19 protein-coding genes are annotated in these 23,174 nt (G+C 64.7%); 16 read left to right on the top strand and 3 right to left on the bottom strand.

Annotation, left to right across the window (positions count from 1 at the left end):
• Nucleotides 1–5: 5 nt before the first annotated feature.
• A complete protein-coding gene (locus AWB80_RS29465; RefSeq protein WP_061178208.1) occupies nucleotides 6–1,304 on the bottom strand; it encodes an MFS transporter in 1,299 nt (432 codons plus the stop codon).
• 268 nt (nucleotides 1,305–1,572) lie between these two features.
• On the bottom strand, nucleotides 1,573–2,415 hold the full coding sequence (locus tag AWB80_RS29460; protein ID WP_244206779.1) for a GntR family transcriptional regulator: 843 nt from the start codon (nucleotides 2,413–2,415) through the stop codon (nucleotides 1,573–1,575).
• On the opposite strand from AWB80_RS29460, the gene AWB80_RS29455 reads away from it, so the two are divergent.
• From AWB80_RS29455 to AWB80_RS29400, 12 genes are all read left to right on the top strand, one after another.
• Nucleotides 2,410–2,805, top strand: a complete 396-nt coding sequence (locus AWB80_RS29455; protein WP_061178206.1) for a carboxymuconolactone decarboxylase family protein — start codon at nucleotides 2,410–2,412, stop codon at nucleotides 2,803–2,805. The genes AWB80_RS29460 and AWB80_RS29455 overlap by 6 nt on opposite strands.
• Nucleotides 2,806–2,865: 60 nt before the next feature.
• Complete coding sequence (locus tag AWB80_RS29450; RefSeq protein WP_061178205.1) at nucleotides 2,866–3,660, top strand: alpha/beta fold hydrolase; 795 nt, start codon at nucleotides 2,866–2,868, stop codon at nucleotides 3,658–3,660.
• Between the two features lie 87 nt (nucleotides 3,661–3,747).
• Nucleotides 3,748–4,461 (top strand): SRPBCC family protein, encoded by a 714-nt coding sequence (locus AWB80_RS29445; protein ID WP_087131672.1) that lies wholly within the window; start codon nucleotides 3,748–3,750, stop codon nucleotides 4,459–4,461.
• Nucleotides 4,462–4,491: 30 nt separating this feature from the next.
• Complete coding sequence (locus AWB80_RS29440; RefSeq protein ID WP_061178204.1) at nucleotides 4,492–5,379, top strand: FAD binding domain-containing protein; 888 nt, start codon at nucleotides 4,492–4,494, stop codon at nucleotides 5,377–5,379.
• 14 nt (nucleotides 5,380–5,393) lie between these two features.
• Nucleotides 5,394–5,906: a (2Fe-2S)-binding protein gene (locus AWB80_RS29435; RefSeq protein WP_061178203.1), complete on the top strand. Its 513-nt coding sequence runs from the start codon at nucleotides 5,394–5,396 to the stop codon at nucleotides 5,904–5,906.
• 6 nt (nucleotides 5,907–5,912) lie between these two features.
• Nucleotides 5,913–8,279, top strand: coding sequence for a xanthine dehydrogenase family protein molybdopterin-binding subunit (locus tag AWB80_RS29430; RefSeq protein ID WP_061178202.1), 2,367 nt, complete (start codon nucleotides 5,913–5,915; stop codon nucleotides 8,277–8,279).
• A 63-nt stretch (nucleotides 8,280–8,342) separates the two neighbouring features.
• Complete coding sequence (locus AWB80_RS29425; protein ID WP_061178201.1) at nucleotides 8,343–9,071, top strand: enoyl-CoA hydratase/isomerase family protein; 729 nt, start codon at nucleotides 8,343–8,345, stop codon at nucleotides 9,069–9,071.
• Nucleotides 9,072–9,166: 95 nt separating this feature from the next.
• Nucleotides 9,167–10,834, top strand: a complete 1,668-nt coding sequence (locus AWB80_RS29420) for a UbiD family decarboxylase (RefSeq protein ID WP_061178200.1) — start codon at nucleotides 9,167–9,169, stop codon at nucleotides 10,832–10,834.
• On the top strand, nucleotides 10,821–11,411 hold the full coding sequence (locus AWB80_RS29415) for a UbiX family flavin prenyltransferase (RefSeq protein ID WP_087131678.1): 591 nt from the start codon (nucleotides 10,821–10,823) through the stop codon (nucleotides 11,409–11,411). The genes AWB80_RS29420 and AWB80_RS29415 overlap by 14 nt, the downstream gene beginning before the upstream one ends.
• 76 nt (nucleotides 11,412–11,487) lie before the next feature.
• Nucleotides 11,488–12,960 (top strand): NAD-dependent succinate-semialdehyde dehydrogenase, encoded by a 1,473-nt coding sequence (locus tag AWB80_RS29410; RefSeq protein ID WP_061178227.1) that lies wholly within the window; start codon nucleotides 11,488–11,490, stop codon nucleotides 12,958–12,960.
• Between the two features lie 68 nt (nucleotides 12,961–13,028).
• The gene (locus AWB80_RS29405) at nucleotides 13,029–14,690 is read left to right on the top strand and encodes a UbiD family decarboxylase (RefSeq protein ID WP_061178198.1); all 1,662 of its coding nucleotides are present in this window, start codon (nucleotides 13,029–13,031) and stop codon (nucleotides 14,688–14,690) included.
• A gap of 127 nt (nucleotides 14,691–14,817) precedes the next feature.
• On the top strand, nucleotides 14,818–16,080 hold the full coding sequence (locus tag AWB80_RS29400; protein ID WP_244206778.1) for an MFS transporter: 1,263 nt from the start codon (nucleotides 14,818–14,820) through the stop codon (nucleotides 16,078–16,080).
• A gap of 74 nt (nucleotides 16,081–16,154) precedes the next feature.
• On the opposite strand, the gene AWB80_RS29395 is transcribed toward AWB80_RS29400, so the two are convergent.
• Nucleotides 16,155–17,072 (bottom strand): LysR family transcriptional regulator, encoded by a 918-nt coding sequence (locus tag AWB80_RS29395; RefSeq protein ID WP_061178196.1) that lies wholly within the window; start codon nucleotides 17,070–17,072, stop codon nucleotides 16,155–16,157.
• 153 nt (nucleotides 17,073–17,225) lie between these two features.
• Between AWB80_RS29395 and speB the strand changes: the two genes are divergently transcribed.
• From speB to betA, 4 genes are all read left to right on the top strand, one after another.
• Nucleotides 17,226–18,200 (top strand): agmatinase, encoded by a 975-nt coding sequence (speB, locus tag AWB80_RS29390; RefSeq protein ID WP_061178195.1) that lies wholly within the window; start codon nucleotides 17,226–17,228, stop codon nucleotides 18,198–18,200.
• An 83-nt stretch (nucleotides 18,201–18,283) separates the two neighbouring features.
• The gene (locus tag AWB80_RS29385; RefSeq protein ID WP_061178194.1) at nucleotides 18,284–19,792 is read left to right on the top strand and encodes an aldehyde dehydrogenase family protein; all 1,509 of its coding nucleotides are present in this window, start codon (nucleotides 18,284–18,286) and stop codon (nucleotides 19,790–19,792) included.
• Nucleotides 19,793–19,850: 58 nt separating this feature from the next.
• Entirely contained in the window at nucleotides 19,851–21,371 is a 1,521-nt protein-coding gene (locus AWB80_RS29380) for a purine-cytosine permease family protein (protein ID WP_061178193.1), read from the top strand.
• Nucleotides 21,372–21,395: 24 nt separating this feature from the next.
• Complete coding sequence (gene betA / locus AWB80_RS29375) at nucleotides 21,396–23,087, top strand: choline dehydrogenase (RefSeq protein ID WP_061178192.1); 1,692 nt, start codon at nucleotides 21,396–21,398, stop codon at nucleotides 23,085–23,087.
• The last annotated feature ends 87 nt before the right edge of the window (nucleotides 23,088–23,174 follow it).

Below are 23,174 nucleotides of genomic sequence, written 5' to 3'. Positions count from 1 at the left end.
TTCCCTTAGTCATCGAGCGGTACGCCCTTCGTTTCGGGACCGAGCCAGATCGACACCATCCCGACGATGAACAGCAGCGAGACCGCCGCCGACGCCGCAGGGAACGAGCCGAACTTCGCGACCACGACGTTGCCCGCCAGCGGGCCGATGCTGGTCAGCGCGCGCGCCATGTTCCAGCAGAAGCCCTGGCCGGTTGCGCGTACGCGGGTCGGGAAAAGCTCCGGCAAATAGGCGGCGAAAGTGCCGAATGCGCCGATCACGAAGTACCCGTACAAAGGCATGAGCCACAGCACGCCGCCGATGTCGTGCACCGTCATGAACAGCACGAGCGAAATGGCAAGCGAGCCGACCGAGAAGATGAAGTAGGACATCCGCCGGCCGAGTGCGTCGAGCATCCAGATGAGCGTCAGATAGCCGAGCGTCGCGCCGATCATCATGAGGATGAACGCGTAACTCACCGTCGAGCCGACGTCGCGGTGATCCGAGGCCATGACCGACAACTGATGTATCCAGCTCGGAAGAAAAGTGAGCCCGCCCCAGCAGCCGAGCATGGCCGCCGACGCGACCAGCACGCCGACGATCGTCTTGCGGCGCAGCCCCGGCGCGAAAATCGCGGCGAAAGTTCGCATCGCCGGTTCGGCGTCGACGCTCGCGCGCACTTTCACCCAGCGCTGCGGTTCCGGAACGAAGAAGCGGATCAGAATCGTGACGAGCGCAGGCGCGGCGCCCATGCCGAGCACCCAGCGCCAGCCGAGACTGCCGAGCAGCAGGTTATCCAGCGCGGCGGCGAGAAATCCGAACGCGAACGCCATCTGCATGATCTGCATCGCGCGGGCGCGATACCGCTCCGGCCACGATTCCGCGACGAGCGCGGCGCCCGCCGCCCATTCGCCGCCGATGCCGAAGCCAGCCATCGCCTGCGCGACCGCGAGCTGGGTCCAGGTTTGCGCAAACGCGCTCAGCAGGGTGAACGTGGCATAAATCAGGATCGTCCAGGCCATGACGCGCGAGCGGCCGAGCCGGTCGGCGGCCACGCCGAACAGCACGCCGCCGATACCCCACGTGAGCAGCTTGCCCGCGATGATGTAACTGCCGATCTTGCTGATCTCCGCCGCGTCGGTGGTCTGCATCAGCTGGCTCACGCTCGGCACGAGCACGAGCGTGAAGAGATTCAGGTCCATCGAATCGAACATCCAGCCGAGAAACGCGGAAATCAGCGTCAGCCACTGATAGCGCGACAGTCTGAACTTCGGCGCCGCAGCCGATGCCGCCACCCGCTCGCCTATCTCCTGCGAAGTGTCCATTCCTGCTGTCTCCTGGTCTTCTGCCGTTTTTTACGACCGGACGCGCCGATGCAGCTTTATCGGCACATGCCGATCCGTTGCCGGGAGTATATGTCGTAATACAATGTTATTGCAATACAGAATATTGCCAGTTTGGTCGATGCAGAGACGAGGTCCTGGACGCGCGTGCGTGGACCAGAAAACGGAGGAGGCGGAAGTGAGCAGGAGTGCTGCCGCCCCGATGTGCGACGGACGTCGCATCCTCAGGGCGGCGGAGGAACAGCCAGAGTCAGTTGATATCCGCGAGTACTTCGATGGCGAGACGCTCGGCTTGCTGAACATGCCGCTTGCAGGCGGCAGCGGCCTGGTCGGCATCGTTTCGCATGACCGCGTCGACGATCGCCGAAATTTCGCTGTAGCTCTCGTCGAGGCGCCCTTCCTGCGAGAGCGTCGTGGCGCGCAGCATCATCACGCGCGTATGCACGAGACGCAGCATTTCTGTCAGAACCGGGTTGCCGGCGCCTTCGAGAATCACATCGTAGAACTTGGCTTTCTGTTTCAAAAACAACAGGATAGCGTCGTCGGCGTGCATGTCGCGGATCGCGGCCAGTTCCTTCAGTGCCTGCATCAGCGCGACCCGATGGTCGTTCGACGCCCGCTCGGTGAACTGATGCCCGGCCAGCGCCTCCAGCGCCGCGCGTACTTCGTACAGCCCTTTCGCCTCGTTTTTAGTGATGACGGCGACGATCGGCCCCTTGTGCGGAATCGTTTGCACGAGCCCTTCGGCGACCAGTTGACTCAGCGCCTCGCGAATCAGCGTGCGACTCACACCCAGCATCTCGCAAAGCTCGCGTTCGATGAGCCTGTCGCCCGGCTTGAACGTGAGGTCGCTGATGCATGAGCGCAGCCCTTCGATCACCTGCTGCCGCAACGTCGCCGCCGGCCGCACCACCTGTCTGTTCGTATTCATTCCTTCCTTCACCGACGTTTGCGTATCTGACATTCGAACCCCTCTCTCATCAAAGGTCGTAATACAATCATATTGACACGCCTTCAGCGCGTGTTCATACTGTGTGTGATTATACAATCGTACAACCGTCCAAACCACTGCACCCAAGAGGTTTTCATGCAAGACATCACGTCATCTGAACGCAGGGCTATCGGGGCAACGATCCGCAAGGAAGTGCTCGGCACGGCGCACACGCAGCGCAACACCGAGCCTCACCTGTTCGACGCCGTCTTTCTCGAGTTCACCGAGGACTTCTGCTGGGGCAACGTCTGGAATCGTCCCGGTCTCACGCGTTCGACGCGCAGCATGCTGAACCTCGCGATGCTCGCCTCGCTCGGGCGCTGGCACGAGTTCGAAGTGCATACGCGCGGCGCGGTGAACAACGGCGTGACCGAAGAGGAAATCGCCGAAGTGCTGCTGCAGGCGGGTGTTTACGCGGGCATTCCGGTCGCGGCGGAAGCGCTGCGGCGCGCCAAGGCCGTCATTCTGGAACTCAAGGCCAAGGCCGCCTGAGCCGATTCGCGCGTCCGATTGTGTGGCGCGCATGACTTCCTCGCTTTTCCAGCACACGTCATGTCTCAATCAAGTTACTGCGAAATTCCAGCCGGCCGTATCGCCTACGCGCGTTGCGGGACGGGTCGGCCGCTGATGCTGCTTCATCCGATCGGCGTCGACCGAAGCTGGTGGGGCGAATACGTCGAGTCTTGGGCCTCGTCTCATGACGTGATAGCAATCGACATGCGCGGTCACGGCGATTCGAGCGCGGTCACGTCGAGCATCACGCTCGCCGACCACGCAACCGATATCGCCGCCGTGCTGCGCAAGGAGCGCGTCGCCGACGCCACGCTGATCGGCGTGTCGATGGGCGGAATGGTCGCCCAGCGCGTGGCGATCCAGTTTCCCGAACTCGTCGGCGCGATGATCCTCTGCGCGACCGCCGGCGGTTTTCCCGACGACGTGCGTCCGCGCATTCGCGCGCGCGGCGATACGAGCCGTCAGGGCGCGATGCCGGAAGTCATCGACGACACCATCGCGCGCTGGTTCGCGGCGGATACACCGCGCCCGGATCTCGTCGCGAAGTGCCGCGCGCGCCTCGCCGCCGATGACTGGTTCAGCTGGAGCGCCAACTGGGAGGCGATTTCCCGGCTCGACAACCTCGCTGAATTGCGCGCCGTGCCCCAGCCGGCGCTCGTCGTGGCGGGCGACGCCGACGCAAGCATTCCTCCGGCGGTATCGCAAAAAATCGCCGACGCGCTACCTAATGGCCGTTTCGTCTCGATTCCGGGCGCGGCGCATTTCGGCGCGTTCGACATGCGCGAGACGTTTGCGCCGGTGTTCGACGCGTTCCTGGCGGAGCTCGCGCAGTAAGACCCGAGTTCGCGCACGGCGCGGCTCAGAATCAACCAAATAAGTGGAGCCGACGCCTGCATACGTCGATCGCTCCGAGGAGGCAGTATGGCAATCACCATCCGTTCGTCGTTCACCGTCGATGCGCAGCCCGCCGACGTCTGGAAGACCATGACCGATATCGAGCGCTCCGCGCCGTGTTTTCCGGGCGCGGAACTGAAAGAGCAGCAGCCCGACGGCAGCTACAAGGGCGGCTTCACCGTCAAGCTCGGCCCGCTCACGCTGAAATTCGCAGGCAAATTCAAGATCGCCGATCAGAACGACGCCGACCGCACGGTTGTCGTCTCGGCGAGCGGCACCGATACCAAAGGCCGCGGCGGCGCCGATGCGCAAATCAACGCCGCCGTCGCCGACGCTGGCGGCAAGACCAAAGTCGATGTCGTTTCGGAAGTGAATTTGTCGGGCACGGTCGCGCAGTACGGCCGGGGCGCGGGGATGATCGAAGCGCTGTCGCAGCAGTTGCTGAACCAGTTCGCGAAGAATCTGACCGCGCTCATCGAGGCGGACGCGGCGCATGATGCGGAAACGACGCACACGCTCGTCAGCGCCAGTGTCCCCGGCGACACCGCGACGTCCGCCGCGCCGCAAACCGCGCAAGCCGCGCACGCAACCGCCGCGCCGGCGCCTGCCGAATCGCGCCGCGCAGCGCCCGCCCCTGCGCCGGTCGCGCCGCTCGACGCGGGCGCGCTGATGCGCAAGGCGATGTGGCAGTCGATCCGAAACTTCTTCGCACGGCTTTTCAGACCCGGGCAACAGCATTGACGAAGCGGCCGACACACCCGTGGAGCACCCATGAAACCCAGTGAATTCCAGTATCACGCACCGACCACCGTCGACGAGGCCGCGCATCTGCTCGGCACGCTCGAGGACGCGCGCGTGCTCGCCGGCGGCCAGTCATTGATGCCGATGATGAACTTCCGGTATCTGATGACGAGTCATCTGGTCGACCTGAACGGCGTCGAGGCGCTGACCCGCATCGAGGAACGCGATGGCCGTCTGCACATCGGCGCGATGGCGCGGCAGCGCGACATCGAACTGTCGCCGCTCGTCACGAAGCGCGCGCCGCTGATCCGCGAGGCGTATCAACTCGTCAGCCACAAGCAGATCCGCAATCGCGGCACGCTCGGCGGCAGCCTGTGCCAGCTCGATCCATCGTCGGAGCAGCCGTGCTTCACCGCCGCGCTCGACGGCGTGCTGAGCATCGCGCGCTACGAAGACGGCGCGGTCACGCACCGCGAACTGCCGATGTCCGACTGGGCGCTGATGTACATGACGCCCGCGCTCGAAGAAGGCGAACTGCTCGCCGGCATCTCGCTCGAGATCTGGCCCGAAGGCCACGGCTACGCATTCGAGGAGTTCGCGCGGCGTCATGGCGATTACGCCATCGTCGGCGTCGCCGCGCTCTGCACCGCCGATGCAAAGGGATACATCGACCGCGTATCGCTGACGATCTGCGGCGTCGCGCCCGGCCCGGTGCGCATGCACGACGTCGAAACCGCGCTGCGCGGCCGTCCGATGGACGAAGACGCGCTGCGCATCGCGAGCGACGCCGCGCGCGCGCTCGACGTGATGACCGACGCGCACGTGAGCACCGACTACCGCCAGCATCTTGCCGGCGTCCTGACCGAAAGAGCGCTGACACGGGCGTTCTCGCGCGTCGCAAGACAAAACGTACAGTGAGCAAGGAGATAGACATGGAGACTCGTACCGTCAGAGTCGTCGTCAACGGCACCGCCTATGAGCGCGACGTCGAACCGCGCCGCATGCTCGGTGACTTCCTGCGTCACGACCTCGAACTCACCGGCACGCACTACGGCTGCGAGCACGGCGTATGCGGCGCCTGCACCGTGCTGATCGAAGGCCGCACCGCGCGCGCCTGCCTGACGCTCGCAGCTCAGGTGAACGGCCGGACGCTTACCACCGTCGAAGGGCTCGCTCACGCGGATGGCACGCTCAACGAACTGCAAAAAGCCTTCACCGAAACGCACGCGCTGCAATGCGGTTTCTGCACGCCCGGCATGCTGATGACGCTGACCGAACTGCTCAACGAAACCGATTCGCCGACCGAAGCCGAGATCCGCGAAGCGATCACGGGCAACCTGTGCCGCTGTACGGGCTATCAGCCGATCGTGGCTGCGGCCCTGCTCGCCGCGCAGCGCATCCGCGATCAGCGTGCCGCCGCGCCGGCGGCCTACGCGACGGAGTAACACACGATGGAAATTTCCGATCTGAAGGGCGCGCCCACCGACCAGCGTTACATCGGCAAGCGCATCACGCGCACCGAGGACAAGAAGCTGCTGCAAGGCCAGGGCACCTACGTCGACGACGTGCACCTGCCGAACATGCTGCAGGCCGCCGTGCTGCGCAGCCCGCATGCGCACGCAAAAATCGTGTCGATCGACTGCTCGGCGGCGCGCGAACTCAAGGGCGTGCATGCCGTCTACACGCACGCGGACCTGAGCGGCCGCGCACGCGGCCGCGCACCGTCGATGCTGCCGAATCCGGCGATCCGCTTCGAGCGCACGCAGGAACTGCTCGCTTCGACCGAAGTCACGTTCGCGGGCGAAGCGGTGGCGTTCGTGGTCGCGGATAACCGCTATATCGCCGAAGACGCGTGCGGTCTGATCGAGGTCGAGTACGACACGCTGCCCGCCGTCGCCGACTGCCGCGACGGCCTGCGCGCCGAATCGCCGCTTTGCCACACCGACGCGAAAGACAACGTCGTCGCGCATATCGAAATGGGTTTCGGCGACATCGACGCCGCCTTCGAAAACGCACCGCATGTCGTCGAGGAAACGTACTGGCAGAACCGCGGTTCCGCGCATCCGATGGAAACGCGCGGCTATCTCGCCGAATATCACGCGACCAACGGCGAGCTGACTGTCTGGTCGTCGGGTCAGGCGCCGCATCACGAGAAGAAGAACCTCGTCGAGTTGCTCGAATGGGATGCCGAGAAGCTGCGCGTGCTGATGAACGATGTCGGCGGCGGCTTCGGCCCGAAGCTGCCGTTCTATCCGGAAGAGGCGCTCGTCGCGATCGCGGCGGTCGCGCTCAAGCGTCCGGTGAAATGGATCGAAGACCGGCGCGAGCACTTCCTCGCGGTCACGCAGGAGCGCGACCAGTGGTGGACCGTGCGCATGGCGCTCGAAAGCGACGGCAAGATTCGCGGCGTGAAGCTGGAGATGGTGCACGACAACGGCGCGTTCCTGCCGTGGGGCATCATCACGCCGTACATCTCGATCACGACGACGCCCGGCCCTTACGTGATTCCTGCGATGGGCGCGAAGCTCGACGTCGTCTACACCAACAAGTGCGCGACCTCGCCGGTGCGCGGCGCGGGCCGCCCGCAGGCGGTGTTCGCGATGGAGCGGATTCTCGACAAAGCCGCGCGCGCACTCGGCATGGACCGCGCGGAGCTGCGCTGGCGCAATCTGATCCAGCCGGAGCAGATGCCGTATGACGCGGGCTTCATCTATCGCGACGGCAGCCCGCTGCGCTACGACAGCGGCGACTATCCGGCCTGCCAGAACGCGGCGCTCGAACGCGCGAACTACGCGGGCTTCGCCGCGCGCAAGGCAGAGGCGCGCAGTCAGGGCCGTTTCGTCGGCATCGGCATGGCGAGCTTCGTCGAAGGCACCGGCATGGGACCGTTCGAGGGCGCGACGGTGCGCGTGCAGGCGAATGGCCGCATCGTCGTGATTACGGGCGCGTCGCCGCAAGGTCAGGGCCACAAGACGACCTTCGCGCAGATCTGCGCCGAACAACTGAACGTGCCGCTCGAAACGATCGACGTCGTGACCGGCGATACGGGCGGCATCTCGATGGGCGTGGGCACCTTCGCGAGCCGCGTGACGGTGAACGCCGGCAACTCGGTCTACATCGCCGCGCAGGCCGTCGGCGAGAAGATGCTCACGCTCGCCGCGCATCTGTGGAAGTGCGAACCCGAAGAACTCGTGCTCGTCGAGGGTCACGTGGCGCGCCGCGCGGGCATCGAACAGCGCATGAGCTACGGCCAGCTCGCGAAGATCTCGCAAGGCATGCCGGGCTTCACGATGCCCAAGGGTCTCACCGCCGGCCTCGAAGAAACCAAATACTTCTCGCCGGCGCAGTCGACGTATTGCAACGGCACCGCTGTCGTGGAACTGGAAGTCGATCGCGAGACCGGCCATATCACGATCCTCAACTACGTGATGGCGCACGACTCCGGCAAGCTCATCAATCCGATGATCGTCGATGGGCAAGTGATCGGCTCGGTCGCGCACGGCATCGGCAACGCGACGCTCGAATGGATGCAGTACGACGAGAACGCGCAGCCCACCACGACGAACTTCGGCGAATACCTGCTGCCGATGGCGACCGACGTACCGAACGTCGACATCGTGCATCTCGAAACGCCTTCGCCGCTGAACCCGCTCGGTGTCAAGGGCGCGGGCGAAGGCGGGACGATTCCGGCCGCGGCGGCGATCGTCGCGGCAATCGAGGACGCGCTCTCGGAGTACGGCGTCGAATTCACCGAAGCGCCGCTCGTTCCGCAACGCGTCTTTCAGAAGCTCAAGGAGGCCGGCGCCTACGCTCGCTGACTGGTGCGCGCCGACTCATCAGAAGTGTCGATTTCCCGTTTTCATTGACTTTAACTGCCCGCCATGACGACTGAATTCAACGCCGCGCTCCACGATTCGGAATACCGGATCACCCTCGCCCAGCCGGACCTCGGCAACACGCTGACACTCGAAGCGATGCGCGCGCTCGCCGCCGAGATCCGCAAGGCCGGCCGCGACCCCGAGGTGAAGATCATCCGCATCCGCGCGTCCGGTCCCGCGTTCTGCCGTGGCCGCGCGGCCAGCGCGCCGCCCGCCACGCCGCCGACGTCCGCGCAGTTCCGCCGCAACGTCGCCGATCCGATTCTCGACGTCTATCGCGCGATGCACGAAAGCGAAGTGCCGCTCATCGCCGAAGTGCAAGGCGATGCGGAAGGTTTCGGCTGCGCGCTCGTCACCGCGTGCGACATGGCCGTCGCTGCCGACAATGCGCGCTTCAGCCTGCCCGAGCTGCAAAAGAACCTGCCGCCGACGCTCGTGCTTTCCGTGCTGCGTCACAAGGTGCCGCCGAAGGCATCCGCGCATCTGGTCTATCTGACCGAGACGATCGATGCCGCGAACGCGCGCGAATGGGGCATCGTCGCCGAAGTCGTGCCGGGCGCGAGCCTCGCCGCGCGCGCCGACGCCATGGTCGCCTCGATCTGCACGCGCGAGCGCATCGCCATCGCCACACTGAAGACGTATTTCCGCGAGATCACGATTCCCGACTTCTCGCTCGCAAGCGAAGTCGCGGGCGCGTCGCTCGCCAACGCAATGACGTCGATGCGCCGCTGAACCGTCGACGCCACGCGCACTACCCTGCCCGCGCCGGGCAGCACTTCAAGCAACAAGGGCGCCGCGCAATGCGGCGTTTCATGGGACATCCAGTCATGGCTGATCAAGACACCACTTCCACGTCCGCCGCGAACACGGGTTACGCGGATCTGCACGAACACATCGCGCGGCTCGATGCGGCCGGCCTGCTGTATCGAATCGACGAGCCGGTCAATAAAGACACCGAAATGCATCCGCTCGTTCGATGGCAGTTTCGCGGCGGCATTCCCGAAGCCGAACGCCGTGCGTTCCTCTTCACGAACATCGTCGACAGCAAGGGGCGCAAGTACGACATCCCGGTCATCGTCGGCGGCATCGCGGCGAATCCGGAGATCTACCGGATCGGCATGAACGTGCCCTCGCTCGACGATATCGGCGACGCCTGGAATCACGCGATCGACAATCCGATTCCGCCGGTCGCGGTCGAAAACGGTCCTGTGCACGACATCGTGATCGAAGGAAAGGACCTCGAAGGTCCGGGCAACGGCCTCGAATCGCTGCCGCTGCCGATCTCGACGCCCGGCTTCGACGCCGCGCCGTACATGACGATGACCGGCGTGATCTCGCGCGATCCGGAAACCGGCGTGCAGAACATGGGCACGTATCGCGGCCATCTGAAGTCGGCGACGCGGCTCGGCATGATGATGCTCGTGAATCTGCGCGCGGGCGGTCTCGACCACTGGCGCAAATACGCCGCGAAGGGCGAGAAGATGCCGGTCGCCATCGTGCTCGGCGCGCCGCCCGTCGTCGCGTTCCAGGGGCCGCAGAAGCTGCGTCCGAACGTCGATGAACTGAGCGTCGCCGGTGGCCTCGCGGGTGCGCCGGTGCGGGTCGTGAAAGGCCGCACCGTCGATCTGCTGGTGCCCGCCGAAGCGGAAGTCGTCGTCGAAGGCTACGTCGATCCGCAGTATCTCGAACCCGAAGGTCCGTTCGGCGAAAGTCACGGCTATGTCGCGCTTGAGGACTTCAACCTCGTCATCGAAGTCACGGCGATCACGCGGCGCAAGGACGCGGTGCTGACGTCGATCATCTCGCAAGTCACGCCGTCCGAATCGAGCGTCATCAAGCGGCTCGCCTACGAACCGATGTTCCTGCGTCATCTGCGCGACCATCTCGGCATTCGCGGCATCAAGAAAGTATCGCTGCACGAGCCGCTTACGAACCTGCGCCGCTTCGTGTTCCTGCAATTCGAGCGCGGCGCGAAGCGCACCGAAGTCTGGCGCGCGCTGTACGGCACGATGTCGCTGCAGGCGGCGATCGGCAAGTTCGTGATCGCCATCGACGACGACATCGATCCTGACAACGCGGACGCGGTGTTCTGGGCGATGGGCTACCGCTGCAATCCGGTCGAAGACGTAAAGATGATTCCGTACCGCGAGCCGGGCCACGGTCCGCGCTCGGACCACGCGACCGGCCTCGATTCCGCGATGCTGATCGACGCGACCATGAAAGCGCCGATGCCGCCGCTCGCGCTGCCGAAGAAGGAATACATGGAGAACGCGAAGCTGCTGTGGGAGCGCTTGGGCCTGCCCACGCTCAAGCCCGAGTCGCCGTGGTACGGCTATTCGCTCGGCGACTGGACGGAGGAATGGGAGCGCAACGCCGAGCAGGCGACGCGCGGTGAATGGATGCAGCGCGACGCGTCCTACCAGGCGCGCCGCCAGAGCGGCGTCGAACCGAACTCGCCGGCACGCGGCCATGAGGGCGACCGTGGCGACCAATAACGGCACTCCCGACCGGATCATCGTCGGCATCACGGGCGCGTCTGGCGTGATCTACGGGATTCGCGCGCTCGAACTGCTCGCCGAGGCGGGCGTCGAGACACATCTCGTGATCAGCAAGGCCGCCGAGCTGACGATGACCTATGAAACCGACTTCCGCGCCGCCGATCTGCGCGCGCGCGCGTCGCGATGGTATTCGCCCGGCGACATCGGCGCCGCCATTTCGTCGGGCTCGTTCAAGACGAAAGGCATGCTGATCGTGCCGTGCTCGGTGCGCTCGATGAGCGAGATCGCCACCGGCATAACGAGTTCGCTGGTGAGCCGCGCGGCCGACGTCGTCCTGAAGGAGCGCAGGCGGCTCGTGCTCGGCGTGCGCGAGACGCCGCTGCATGGCGGTCATCTGCGCACGCTCGTGCAGCTCTCCGACATGGGCGCGGTGATCGCGCCGATCGTGCCGGCGTTCTATTCGAAGCCGAAGACGATCGACGACATCGTGAATCACACGATCGGCCGCATGCTCGATCTGTTCGATATCGAAACCGGCGTGGTCAAGCGCTGGAAAGAGCAGCAGGAAGAATAGCGATGCGCCGCTGACGCGCCTTCATCCCCATCACAGGCCCGCCGCGTGCGTCGGCGGCCGCCCTTTTGCGATGACCATGACTGAATCCAATCCGCTTTCCCGGCTCGCCGATCCGAGCCTGTTGCGCACGCTCGCCTATGTCGATGGCGCGTGGTGCGGCGCCGACGACGCCCGCACCTTCGCCGTCGACGATCCCGCCACCGGCGCGACGATCGCCGACGTCCCGTTGATGACCGGCGTCGAGACGCGCCGCGCGATCGAGGCGGGCGAACGCGCGCAACGCGGCTGGCGCGCGCTCACCGGCGCGCAGCGCGCGGCGGTCCTGAAGCGCTGGCACGCGCTGATGGTCGCCAGCGCCGACGACCTCGCGATCATCATGTCGGCCGAACAAGGCAAGCCGCTCGCGGAAGCGAAGGGCGAAATCGGCTATGCGGCATCGTTCATCGAATGGTTCGCCGAACAGGCCAAACGGGTCGATGGCGGCGTGCTCGCCTCGCCTTCCAGCGACAAGCGCATGCTCGTGACGAAGGAGCCGATCGGCGTGTGCGCCGCGATCACGCCGTGGAATTTCCCGGCCGCGATGATCACCCGCAAGGTTGCGCCCGCGCTCGCCGCAGGCTGCGCCATGATCGTGAAGCCCGCCGAAGCCACGCCGCTCTCGGCGCTCGCGCTGGCCGAACTCGCGCATCGCGCGGGCGTTCCGGCGGGCGTGTTCAGCGTGGTCGTCGGCGATCCGCGCGAGATCGGCGCGGAGATGACGGCCAACCCGATCGTGCGCAAGCTCTCGTTCACAGGCTCGACGCCGGTGGGCCGGCTGCTGATGAGCCAGTGCGCGCCGACCGTCAAGAAGCTCTCGCTCGAACTGGGCGGCAACGCGCCGTTCATCGTATTCGACGACGCCGATCTCGACGCGGCCGTCGAAGGCGCGCTCGCTTCGAAGTATCGGAACGCCGGGCAAACCTGCGTCTGCACGAACCGCTTCTATGTGCAGGACAGCGTGTACGACGCATTCGCCGACAAGTTCGCGGCGGCGGTCGGCCGCATCAAGGTCGGCAACGGCTTCGAGGGCGGCGTCACGCAAGGACCGCTCATCAACGAGGCGGCGATCGGGAAGGTCGAAGCGCATATCGCCGACGCGGTGGCGCACGGCGCGCGCGTGATCACCGGCGGCAAGCGTCATGCTGCGGGCACGCTCTTCTTCGAGCCGACCGTGGTGGATGGCGTCACCGCTTCGATGCGCTTCGCGACCGAGGAAACCTTCGGCCCGGTCGCCCCGCTCTTTCGCTTTCACGACGAGCGCGAGGCGATCGACGCGGCGAACGCCACCGAGTTCGGGCTGGCCGCGTACTTCTACAGCCGCGACATCGGCCGGATCTGGCGCGTGTCCGAGGCGCTCGAATACGGCATGGTCGGCATCAACACCGGTCTGATCTCGAACGAAGTCGCGCCGTTCGGCGGCGTCAAGCAGTCCGGCCTCGGTCGCGAAGGCTCGAAGTACGGCATCGAGGAATACCTCGAAATCAAATATCTGTGCATGGGCGGCGTCTGAAGCCTGTCGTGCAATCAAACAATGACCGTGATGAACCCGTTCGCCGGGTCTCACATGAAGGAGAAAGCATGTCGACGTCGCCTCACGATCTTTCGCCCGCGGCCACCGCCGAAGGCGCCCCGCGCGACTTGCAGGAACATATCGCGCGGCTGGAAGCCAAGGGGCTTTTGACCCGCATCGAGCGGCCCATCAACAAGGATACGGAACTGCATCCGCTCGCGCGCTGGCAGTTTCAGGGCGGACTGGACGAAGACCAGCGCCGCGCTTTCCTGTTCACCAACGTGGTCGACGGCGAAGGCCAGACCTATGACATGCCGGTGCTGATCGGCGGTCTCGCGGCCTCGCCGGAGATCTACGCCACCGGGCTGGGCCTGCCGGTCGATCAGATCGGCAAGGTCTGGATGGAGGCGATCGCCGAGCCGATCCCGCCGGTCATGGCAGATGACGCGCCGTGTCAGGAAGTCGTGATTACGGGCGACGAACTGAAGCGCCGCGGGCTGTCGCGACTGCCGGTGCCGGTGTCCACGCCCGGCTTCGACGCGGCGCCCTATCTCACCGCGACGCTGTGCGTGACCAGGGACCCCGAGAGCGGCGTCCAGAACATGGGCACGTACCGCGCCGCGCTGAAGTCAGAGGATCGGCTGGGCGTGCGCATGGCAAGCCGGCTGTCGGGTGCGGGCGGCTATCTGCACTGGGAGAAATATCGCGCGAAGGGTCAGCAGATGCCCTGCGCGATCGTGCTGGGCTGCGCGCCGGCCGTGCTGTTCACCGGGCCGCAGAAGCTCCAGATCGATCAGGACGAGATGGCGGTCGCCGGCGGCCTGATGCGCTCGGCGGTCGAGGTGGTGCGCTGCAGGACCATCGACCTCGTCGTCCCCGCCGATGCCGAAATCGTGATCGAAGGCCTGATCGACACCGATGCTCTGGAGCCCGAAGGGCCGTTCGGCGAGAGCCACGGTCATATCGCGCTCGAAGACTACAACATGTCGATGCACGTCACCGCGATCACGATGAAGAAGAAGCCCGTGTTCGTCTCGATCATCAGCCAGGTGACGCCGAGCGAGAGTTCGGTGCTGAAGAAAGTGGCCTATGAGCCGCTGTTCCTCGAACATCTGCAGAAGGTGATGGGCGTGCGCGGCGTCAAGCGGGTGGTGATGCACGAGCCGCTGACCAACCTGCGCAAGGTGATTTTCGTGCAGTTTGCGCGCGGCACGCCGCAGGCTGAGGTCTGGCGCGGCTTGCAGGGCGCGGCAACCCTTCAGGCGCAGTGCGGCAAGCTGGTCATCGCCGTCTCCGAGGACATCGACCCGGAAAACGCCGATGCGGTGTTCTGGTCGCTGGCGTATCGCTCCGATTTCACGCACGACGTGCATGTGACGCCTTATCGCACGAGCGGCCATGGTCCGAAGTCCGGCCGCGCGCCGCTCGAAAGCACGCTGCTGATCGACGCCACGCTGAAGCACGACATGCCGCCGCTGGCCCTGCCGGCGGAGCGATACATGACGGCGGCACGCAAGATCTGGGAAGAGCTGAAGCTTCCGCATCTCACGCCCCAGTCGCCGTGGCATGGCTATCATCTGGGCGACTGGGACAAGCGCTGGGATGAGTATGCAGATGCGGCGACCTCCGGCGGCTGGCGCGAGACAGGCGAACGCACATGGGCCAACCGGCGCGGCGGCGTGAAGCCGGAAACGCCGGTTCGCGAAGCCTCGGGCGGCCACGACGAGTAAGCCATTAGAGCTGAGACATCCGGAGACATCCATGACTCAAAAGATTACCGTCGATATCGCCCAGGTCGTCGAGACGCAGGAGCGCAGCTGGTTCACCGTGACCCTCTTCGTCCTGTGCGCCCTCGTCATGCTGGCGGACGGCTTCGACAATCAGGCCTTGAATTACGCGGCTCCCGGCATCATCAAGGAATGGGACATCAACCGGGCCCTGATGACGCCTGTGTTCAACGTCAGCATCATCGGCTGGATGGCGGGTTCGGTCGTCTTCGCGATGCTGGCGGACCGCATCGGCCGGCGACGCGCCATCCTGCTGGCGACCGTGGTGTTCGGCGGCTTTACCTTCGCCGTGCCCTTCGCGCACGATCTGGTCACACTGTCGATCATGCGTTTCTGCGCCGCGCTCGGCATCGGCGGCGGCATGCCGATGGCCGTCTCGCTGATCACGGACTATGCCCGCTCGGCCAACCGCGGTCTCGTCATCACGCTGCTCTATCTCGGCTATACGGCGGGCTCGTCCGGCGGCGGCCTGCTCGCGGCGGAGCTGATTCCGGCCTATGGCTGGCGCTCGGTCTTCTACCTCGGCGGCGCCGGCGCGGTGGTGGTGGGCATCATCCTGTTGATCGGACTGCCTGAATCGATTCGCTATCTGGCCCTGCGCAATCCCGGCAGCGAACGCATCCTGTCGTATGCCCGCAAGCTCAAGCCCAGCGCGCGGTTTGCGGACGACACGCGCTTCACCATCCAGGAAAAGGTGCGCACGGGCGTGCCGGTGAGACACCTCTTCACCGAAGGCCGTGCGGCCATGACCGCCTTCCTGTGGCTCGCGCTCGGCTTCTCGTTCGTCACGCACTTCTTTCTGTCGCAGTGGATGACGACGCTGCTCACCGACGAAATCGGCTACGCCAATGCGGCCCGCAGTCAGGCCCTGTTCCAGCTTGGCGCGGGTTTCAGTTTCTTTTTCGGCTGGATGATCGACAAGAAGGGCGTATCGGTGATGACGCTGACGATGATTCTCGGCGCCATTCCGGTGGCGGCGCTGGGGGTGGCCGTCGGTACGGGCGCCGGTCCTACGATGGCGATGGCGCTCGCCTCGGGTCTGCTGGTGCTGGGCGGCAATATCGGCCTCAACGCCATTTCGAGCATGATCTATCCGACCTTCATCCGCTCGACCGCGACCGGCGCTTCGTTCGCGGTGGCGCGCATCGGCGCGATCGTCGGACCGCTGCTTGCCGGTGTGCTGATCGCTATCGGAACGCCCATCGGGACGATCTTTCTTCTTGGTGCGTTGCCGTTGCTGGCGGCTGGGGTTGCCTGCTTCATGCTCAACAGGACGATCACGCCGGAGGTGGCGCGGGAGATGTCGTCGCGGTCGGCGCTTTCACGGCATTAGAAAGTGTTTCGGGCTTGCGCCGGATCGCGTGTACGCGATCCGGCGAAACTAACTCGGCGCCAAGAGACAGAAGCCTATTTCGCCGCCCGCAACGCCTCATGACACGCCTGCAGATCCGCCATAAACACCTTCAAAATCGACGCCATCGACGCCCCACGCCGCGTGATCGCACAGAACGGCCAGTCCCCGCCGAATCGTCCGGCGCAGACCCTGCGCATGTCGCCGCTCTCGACCCAGCCAGCGGCATAGTGATTGGGCAAAAACCCCACATACGCTCCCGACAGAATGAGGATGGCCTGCGCCTCCACATTATCGACGGTGGCCGCCGCCTTGCTCGCGCTCAGCATCCGCAGATCGTGCTGCTGAAAGTAACCTCGCGCGACGATCCGGCTTTCGGCGATCATCTCGCTGGACACCGCAGCATCGAACGCGCTCGCATAAAGCGGATTGCCCCTGCCGCAATAAAGGCCATCCGCTTCGACATATAGCTCGTCGTAACTCAGCCCCGGCACGTGAATCGGAAAGTGGCCGATCGCCACATGCAGCCGCCCGTCGAGCACGCGTTCCTCGAGTTCGGCCGGTGAGCCGACATAGATATCGACGTGCACATCGTGCCCACGCGATACGAACTTCTGCAACGCATGCGGCAGCGGCGACGTCTTGTCGGAAACCGTGTTGTCGATGGTTCCGAGATAAAGCCTGCCCGAGATGTGCTTCTTCAGCGCATCGGTATCCATACAAAATGCTTCCACGGCGATCTGCAGTCGTTGCGCCGCCTCAAAGGTCGCAATGCCATGCTCGGTCAGCCGGAAGCCGCCCCGGCCCCGCTCGCAGAGCTTGAGCCCGAGACGCGTCTCGAGCGTCGTCATCTGTTCGCTGATCGTCGACTGGCTCACGTTCAGGCTCGCCTGCGCGGCCGAAAAGCCGCCGCATCGCACCACGGCCATGAAGACGCGCAACAGCTTCAGATCGATGTCCTGCAATTGGGTCATCCGGCTCCGCCTCCCCTCGTCGTTGCTTCGGATTATCCGATGTGAACATCCGATACTCGTGATTTTTACGCCCGTCATTCCTGTTCATAGTTTCTCAAAACAACGCGCGGGCTCAAACCTGCGGTCCAACTTGACAGAACAGGAGATGCTGAAATGCAGGGCAACAGCTATGAATCCGGGCGGCTCAATCTGCCGTTCGTCGGCCATTGCACGTTCGCGAAGTCGCCGGTGTGCCTCGACTGGAACCGGATCGACGCCGATGTGGCGATCCTCGGCGCGCCGAACGACATGGGCACGCAATGGCGCTCCGGCGCCCGCTTCGGGCCGCGCAGCATTCGTGAAGCGTCGACGCTGTTTTCGTTCGGGCACGCAGGCGCGTACGACCACGAAGACGACGTGCTGTATCTGAGCCGCGACCAGTTGCGCATGGTCGACGTCGGCGACGCCGATATCGTGCACACCGACATGGCGAGCAGCAACGCGAACATCGAACTCGCGGTGCGCAAGATACTCGAATGCGGCGCGATGCCCATCACGCTCGGCGGCGACCATTCGATCCACGCGCCGGTGATCAAGGCGTTCGAGGGCAAGGGACCGATCCACATCATCCATTTCGACGCGCATCTGGACTTCGTCGACGAGCGCCACGGCGTGCGCTACGGGCACGGCAATCCGCTGCGGCGCGCATCCGAGATGGCGCATATCGTCGGCATGACGCAGCTCGGCATTCGCAACGTGTCGTCGTCGAACCGCGAAGACTATGACGCCGCGCGCAGTGCCGGCTCGGAAATCCTCTCGGTGCGCGACGTGCGCAAGCTCGGCACGGAAGGCGTGCTCGCCCGGGTTCCGGAAGGCGCGGCCTACTATATAACCATCGACATCGACGGCTTCGACCCGTCCATCGCGCCTGGCACGGGCACGCCGAGCCACGGCGGCTTCCTGTACTACGAGGTGCTCGAGATCATCCAGGCGCTCGCCCGGCGCAGCCGCGGAAACATCGTAGGAATGGATCTCGTGGAAGTCGCGCCCGCCTACGACCCCGCCGGCGTCACGCCGATTCTCGCCGCGCAACTGCTGATGAATTCGATCGGCTTCATCTTTCACGAGCGCAGCAAGGCCAAACGCTGACAACGCGCCTGCAACTCCACGGTTTCACATCGACATTCACGGGGCTCGACATCATGAAGCCCCGGATAAACAGGAGACGAGTTTTGGATACCAATGTCCGCGACTATCTGAATCGGTTCGGCGTTCAGGAAGCCACCACGCGCTTTTTGAACAAGCCGCAGAAAATGTTCATTGGCGGCGAGTGGGTGCCGGGCGGCGCGGGAGAGACGCTCGATGTGATCGAGCCATCGACCACCGGCGTCATCACGCAGATTCCGCTCGCCACCGTCGACGACCTCGACCGCGCGGTGCGCGCCGCGCGCGCGCAGTTCGACGGCGGTCCGTGGCGCAAGCTCAAGCCGCTCGAACGGGAGCGCCTGCTGCACCGGCTCGCCGATCTGATCGAAGCCAACGCCGCCGAACTCGCGGAAATCGAATCGATCGACATGGGCAAGTCCGCCGCGCAGGCGCGTGACGTCGACGTGCAGGGCACCATCGATACGTTCCGCTACTTCGCCGGCTGGGCCTCGAAGCTGCACGGACGTACCGTCGAGCCTTCGCTGCCGGGCGACTACGTCGCCTATACGCGCAAGGAGCCGGTCGGCGTGGTCGGCATCATCGTGCCGTGGAATTTTCCGCTGCAAACCATGGCGTGGAAGCTCGCGGCCGCGCTCGCCGTGGGCTGCACGGCGGTCATCAAGCCCGCCGAACTCACGTCGCTGTCGACGCTGCGCTTCGCCGAACTCGTGCAGGAGGCCGGCATTCCGCAAGGTGTCGTCAATGTCGTGACGGGACGCGGCGGCGTGATCGGCGCGGCGCTCGCGCGTCATCCCGGCATCGACAAGCTCACCTTCACCGGCTCGACCGACGTGGGGCGCAACGTCGGACAGGCCGCCGTGCACGATATCCGCCGCGTGACACTGGAACTCGGCGGCAAGTCGCCGGTGCTCGTGCTCGACGACGCGGACGTCGACGCCGCCGCGCGCGCCGTTGCGAACGGCATGTTCTTCAACTCCGGCCAGGTCTGCGACGCAGGCACGCGCGTGTATGTCCAGCGCAAGATTCACGACCGCTTCCTCGCCGCGCTGATCGACTACACGCGCACCTTGAAGATTGCGCCGGGCCTCGATCCGGATTGCTTCATCGGTCCTTTGGTGTCGGCGCTGCAGAAGGAACGCGTGAGCGCATACATCGACGCGGGACGGCGCGAAGGGGCCGAGCTCGTCTACGGCGGACGCAGACGGGAAGAAACCGGCTACTTCGTCGAGCCCGCGATCTTCGCGCATTGCAGCAACTCGATGAAGATCGTCCGTGAAGAGATCTTCGGCCCCGTTCTCGTGACCTCGCCATTCGACGACATCGGCGAAGCCGTGCGGCTCGCGAACGACTCGCCCTATGGTCTCGCCGCGGCCATCTATTCGAACGACGTGAATCGCATCCACGCGCTGGTGCCGCAACTGCGCGCGGGCAGCGTTTACGTGAACGCGCACAGCACGATCGACCCGGCGATGCCGTTCGGCGGATTCAAGGAATCGGGCTTCGGCAAAGACCTCGGGATGGAGCAGCTCGACCATCTGACGGAGACCAAGGCCGTCTGGATCACGCTGCACTGAGCCGCTTTCCCCTCGGCTTTTTACTCTCATGGCATCAGCTTACTGATCGAGGTATGCGATGGAATCATATGAAAGCGCCGCGAACGCAAGCGCGGCGGCAAGCGAACACGGAGCAATAGAAGGTCATTCGATCGACTTCATTCCCGAGCACGAACGAACCGACCGGCTATCGAGGCAAGGTCCCTTCTGGTTTCTCGGCAACTTCACGTTCTTTACGATGACGATCGGCTTCGTCGGCCCGAGCGTCGGACTGACTTCGTGGTGGACGACCGTCGCCGGTACGCTCGGCATCATGTTCGGCACGCTGTTCATGGCGTTTCACGGCTCGCAGGGTCCGCATCTCGGCTTGCCGCAGATGATCCAGTCGCGCGCGCAGTTCGGCTATCGCGGCGTGATTCTGGTGCTGTTCGCGACGCTGTTCGTCTTCGCGGGCTTCAACATCGTCAATCTCGTGTTGATGATGCAGGGCCTGAAGACATTGTTCGGATGGGACCCGTTCAGGATCGCGCTCGCGGTCACCGTGCCCGCGTCGATACTCGCCGTGCTCGGCCACGACTGGATGCACCGCAGCTTCAAGTGGGCGCTTTATCTGTCGCTTCCGCTGTATGGCCTCGTCACGCTTGCGGTGCTGATGCACTGGGTTCACGACATCCCGTTGCCGGCAACAGCGGCGGGCGCGAATGCGCCGGCGCCGCTCGGCTTCAACTGGACGGGATTCATCGCCCAGTTCGCGGCGGCCGCGAGCTACAACATCGCCTACGCGCCTTATGTGTCCGACTACTCGCGCTATCTGCCGAAGAACACGCCGGGCGGCAAGCTGATCGCGGCGGTGTTCGTGGGGGCGTCGCTGTCGGGTGCGTGGATGATCGCCGTGGGCGGCTGGCTCGCGGATCACCTGCATGCGAGCGATGTGCTCGTCGCGCTCAATCAGGTCGGCAGCGATCTCGCGCCGGGACTCGGCAGCGTGGTGGTCGCCGTCACGATCATCGCGTTCCTGCCGGTCATCGCGATGAACATCTACAGCGCGAAGCTCACAGCCATCACGGGTGTCGATTCGTTCAGGAAGCTGCGGCCGACGGCCCGCACGCGCATCGTCGCGGTGCTCTTCGTCGTGTGTCTGCAGCTCGGCGTCGCGTTGAGCATCTACACGTCGGGCAAGGGACTGTCGGTGCTGAACATCTATCTCGTCGTGATGCTGTACTTCCTCGTGCCGTGGACGGCGGTCAATCTCACCGACTACTTCTTCGTGCGCAAGGGCCGCTATGCGATTCCGCATTTCTTCATGCCGCACGGCAGCGTGTATGGCGCATGGGGCGCGCGCGGCCTGATTTCATACGTGATCGGCTTCGCCGCGATGATCCCCTTCTTCTGCATCTTCGACGGTCAGGACGAAGTCTACGTCGGTCCGCTCGCACGGGCGATCGGCAGTGTCGATCTCGCGTGGCTGGTCGGCCTGATCGTTTCGGGCGTCGCGTACTTCCTGCTCGCGCGCTCGCTCGACATGAGAAACGAAGAAGTGATCATCCATCACATCGAAAAGACGCAGCCGCAGTACACGACTGGCGACAAGCGCTTCTGAACAGCAAAGGATCAGGAAAAAGTCATGTCTACCGATCAATACGATTACATCATCGTCGGCGCGGGTTCGGCCGGATGCGTGCTGGCCAACCGCCTCACCGAAGACCCGTCCGTGCGCGTGCTGGTGCTGGAATACGGCGGCAGCGACCGCAGCATCATCATCCAGATGCCGAGCGCCTTCTCGATGCCGATGAACACGAAGAAGTACAACTGGAAATACCAGACCGCGCCGGAACCGCATCTCGACGGACGCCAGTTGCACTGTCCGCGCGGCAAGGTGCTGGGCGGGTCGTCGTCGATCAACGGCCTCGTCTACATTCGCGGCCATGCCTACGACTTCGACGAATGGGAATCGCTCGGCGCGCGCGGCTGGGGCTATGCGAACTGCCTGCCGTATTTCCGGCGCGCGGAGAGCTACAAGTTCGGCGGCGACGAATATCGCGGCGAGAGCGGACCCTTGTCGACGAACAACGGCAACAACATGCGTAATCCGCTCTACGGCGCATGGGTCGAAGCGGGCGCGCAGGCGGGCTACATCAAGACGGACGATTGCAACGGCCACATGCAGGAAGGCTTCGGCGCGATGCACATGACCGTCAAGGACGGCGTGCGCTGGTCCACCGCCAATGCGTATCTGCGTCCGGCGATGACCCGACCCAATCTGCATGTCGTGACTAACGCGATGACGCATCGCGTGCTGATCGAGGGCAAGCGCGCGGTCGGCGTCGTCTACGAACAGGGCGGCACGACGCGTACCGCGCGCTGCCGCGCCGAAGTGCTGATCTCATCGGGGCCGATCGGCTCGCCTCATCTGCTGCAGCGCTCGGGAATCGGTCCGTCGCAGGTGCTGCGCGACGCGGGCGTCGAAGTCCGGCACGATCTGCCGGGCGTCGGCGAGAGTCTGCAGGATCACGCGGAAATCTACATCCAGTACGCCTGCAAGCAGCCGGTCACGCTCAACAGCCGAATGGACCCGTTCAGCAAGTTCATGATCGGGCTGCGCTGGCTGCTCTTCAAGGATGGACTCGGCGCCAGCAATCATTTCGAGGCCGGCGGCTTCATTCGCTCGGAAGCAGGGCTGCGCTGGCCGGACATCCAGTTCCACTTCCTGCCCGCCGCCATGCGCTATGACGGCGACAAACCGCTCAAGGGGCATGGCTTCATGGTGCTCACCGGACCCAACAAGCCGAAGAGCCGGGGCTACGTGCGCCTGAACGCCGCCGATCCGTACGTGCATCCCGAGATCCGCTTCAATTACCTCGAACGCGAGGAAGACCGCGAGGGCTTCCGGCGTTGCGTGCGCCTCACGCGGGAAATCATCGCGCAGCCTGCGATGGATGCGTTTCGCGATGTCGAACTCGCGCCGGGGCCGGACGTCCGCACGGACGCCGAAATCGACGCCTTCGTCCGGAAGAATCTGGAAAGCACCATGCACCCCTGCGGTTCGTGCCGGATGGGCGAAGACTCGAGGGCAGTGGTGGATTCCGAACTGCGCGTGCGCGGCATGGACGGCCTGCGCGTGATCGACTCGTCCGTGTTTCCAACCGAGCCGAACGGCAATCTGAACGCGCCCACGATCATGCTGGCGGAACGCGCCGCCGACCTGGTCAAGGGCGTTCCGACGCTCGAACCATCGCACGCGGAAGTGGGGCTCGCGCAAGGCTGGGAAACGCAGCAACGCACGCATCAGCCCAAGCGCAAGCTGCATCACGTGTGAGTGTCGGGCGGCGGCTTGTTCGTCTCATCATGAACTCGAAGCTTTGGTCTCGATGCTTGCAGCCCCGAGCATTGAGACCACGCGCAT

This window comes from Caballeronia pedi (assembly GCF_001544915.2).
Lineage (GTDB): Bacteria > Pseudomonadota > Gammaproteobacteria > Burkholderiales > Burkholderiaceae > Caballeronia > Caballeronia pedi.
The sequence above is the reverse complement of the archived record's forward strand: the minus strand, read 5'-3'. Positions and strand labels throughout refer to the sequence as shown.

Bases quoted from the DNA above. Each gene is read 5' to 3' on its own strand.
- betA (WP_061178192.1), top strand. From the start codon at position 21,396: ATGTCTACCGATCAATACGATTACATCATCGTCGGCGCGGGTTCGGCC.
- AWB80_RS29420 (WP_061178200.1), top strand. From the start codon at position 9,167: ATGGCTGATCAAGACACCACTTCCACGTCCGCCGCGAACACGGGTTAC.
- AWB80_RS29405 (WP_061178198.1), top strand. From the start codon at position 13,029: ATGTCGACGTCGCCTCACGATCTTTCGCCCGCGGCCACCGCCGAAGGC.
- AWB80_RS29440 (WP_061178204.1), top strand. From the start codon at position 4,492: ATGAAACCCAGTGAATTCCAGTATCACGCACCGACCACCGTCGACGAG.
- AWB80_RS29400 (WP_244206778.1), top strand. From the start codon at position 14,818: ATGCTGGCGGACGGCTTCGACAATCAGGCCTTGAATTACGCGGCTCCC.
- AWB80_RS29380 (WP_061178193.1), top strand. From the start codon at position 19,851: ATGGAATCATATGAAAGCGCCGCGAACGCAAGCGCGGCGGCAAGCGAA.
- AWB80_RS29455 (WP_061178206.1), top strand. From the start codon at position 2,410: ATGCAAGACATCACGTCATCTGAACGCAGGGCTATCGGGGCAACGATC.
- AWB80_RS29395 (WP_061178196.1), bottom strand. From the start codon at position 17,072: ATGACCCAATTGCAGGACATCGATCTGAAGCTGTTGCGCGTCTTCATG.
- AWB80_RS29410 (WP_061178227.1), top strand. From the start codon at position 11,488: ATGACTGAATCCAATCCGCTTTCCCGGCTCGCCGATCCGAGCCTGTTG.
- AWB80_RS29465 (WP_061178208.1), bottom strand. From the start codon at position 1,304: ATGGACACTTCGCAGGAGATAGGCGAGCGGGTGGCGGCATCGGCTGCG.
- AWB80_RS29450 (WP_061178205.1), top strand. From the start codon at position 2,866: ATGTCTCAATCAAGTTACTGCGAAATTCCAGCCGGCCGTATCGCCTAC.
- AWB80_RS29445 (WP_087131672.1), top strand. From the start codon at position 3,748: ATGGCAATCACCATCCGTTCGTCGTTCACCGTCGATGCGCAGCCCGCC.
- AWB80_RS29430 (WP_061178202.1), top strand. From the start codon at position 5,913: ATGGAAATTTCCGATCTGAAGGGCGCGCCCACCGACCAGCGTTACATC.
- AWB80_RS29425 (WP_061178201.1), top strand. From the start codon at position 8,343: ATGACGACTGAATTCAACGCCGCGCTCCACGATTCGGAATACCGGATC.
- speB (WP_061178195.1), top strand. From the start codon at position 17,226: ATGCAGGGCAACAGCTATGAATCCGGGCGGCTCAATCTGCCGTTCGTC.
- AWB80_RS29435 (WP_061178203.1), top strand. From the start codon at position 5,394: ATGGAGACTCGTACCGTCAGAGTCGTCGTCAACGGCACCGCCTATGAG.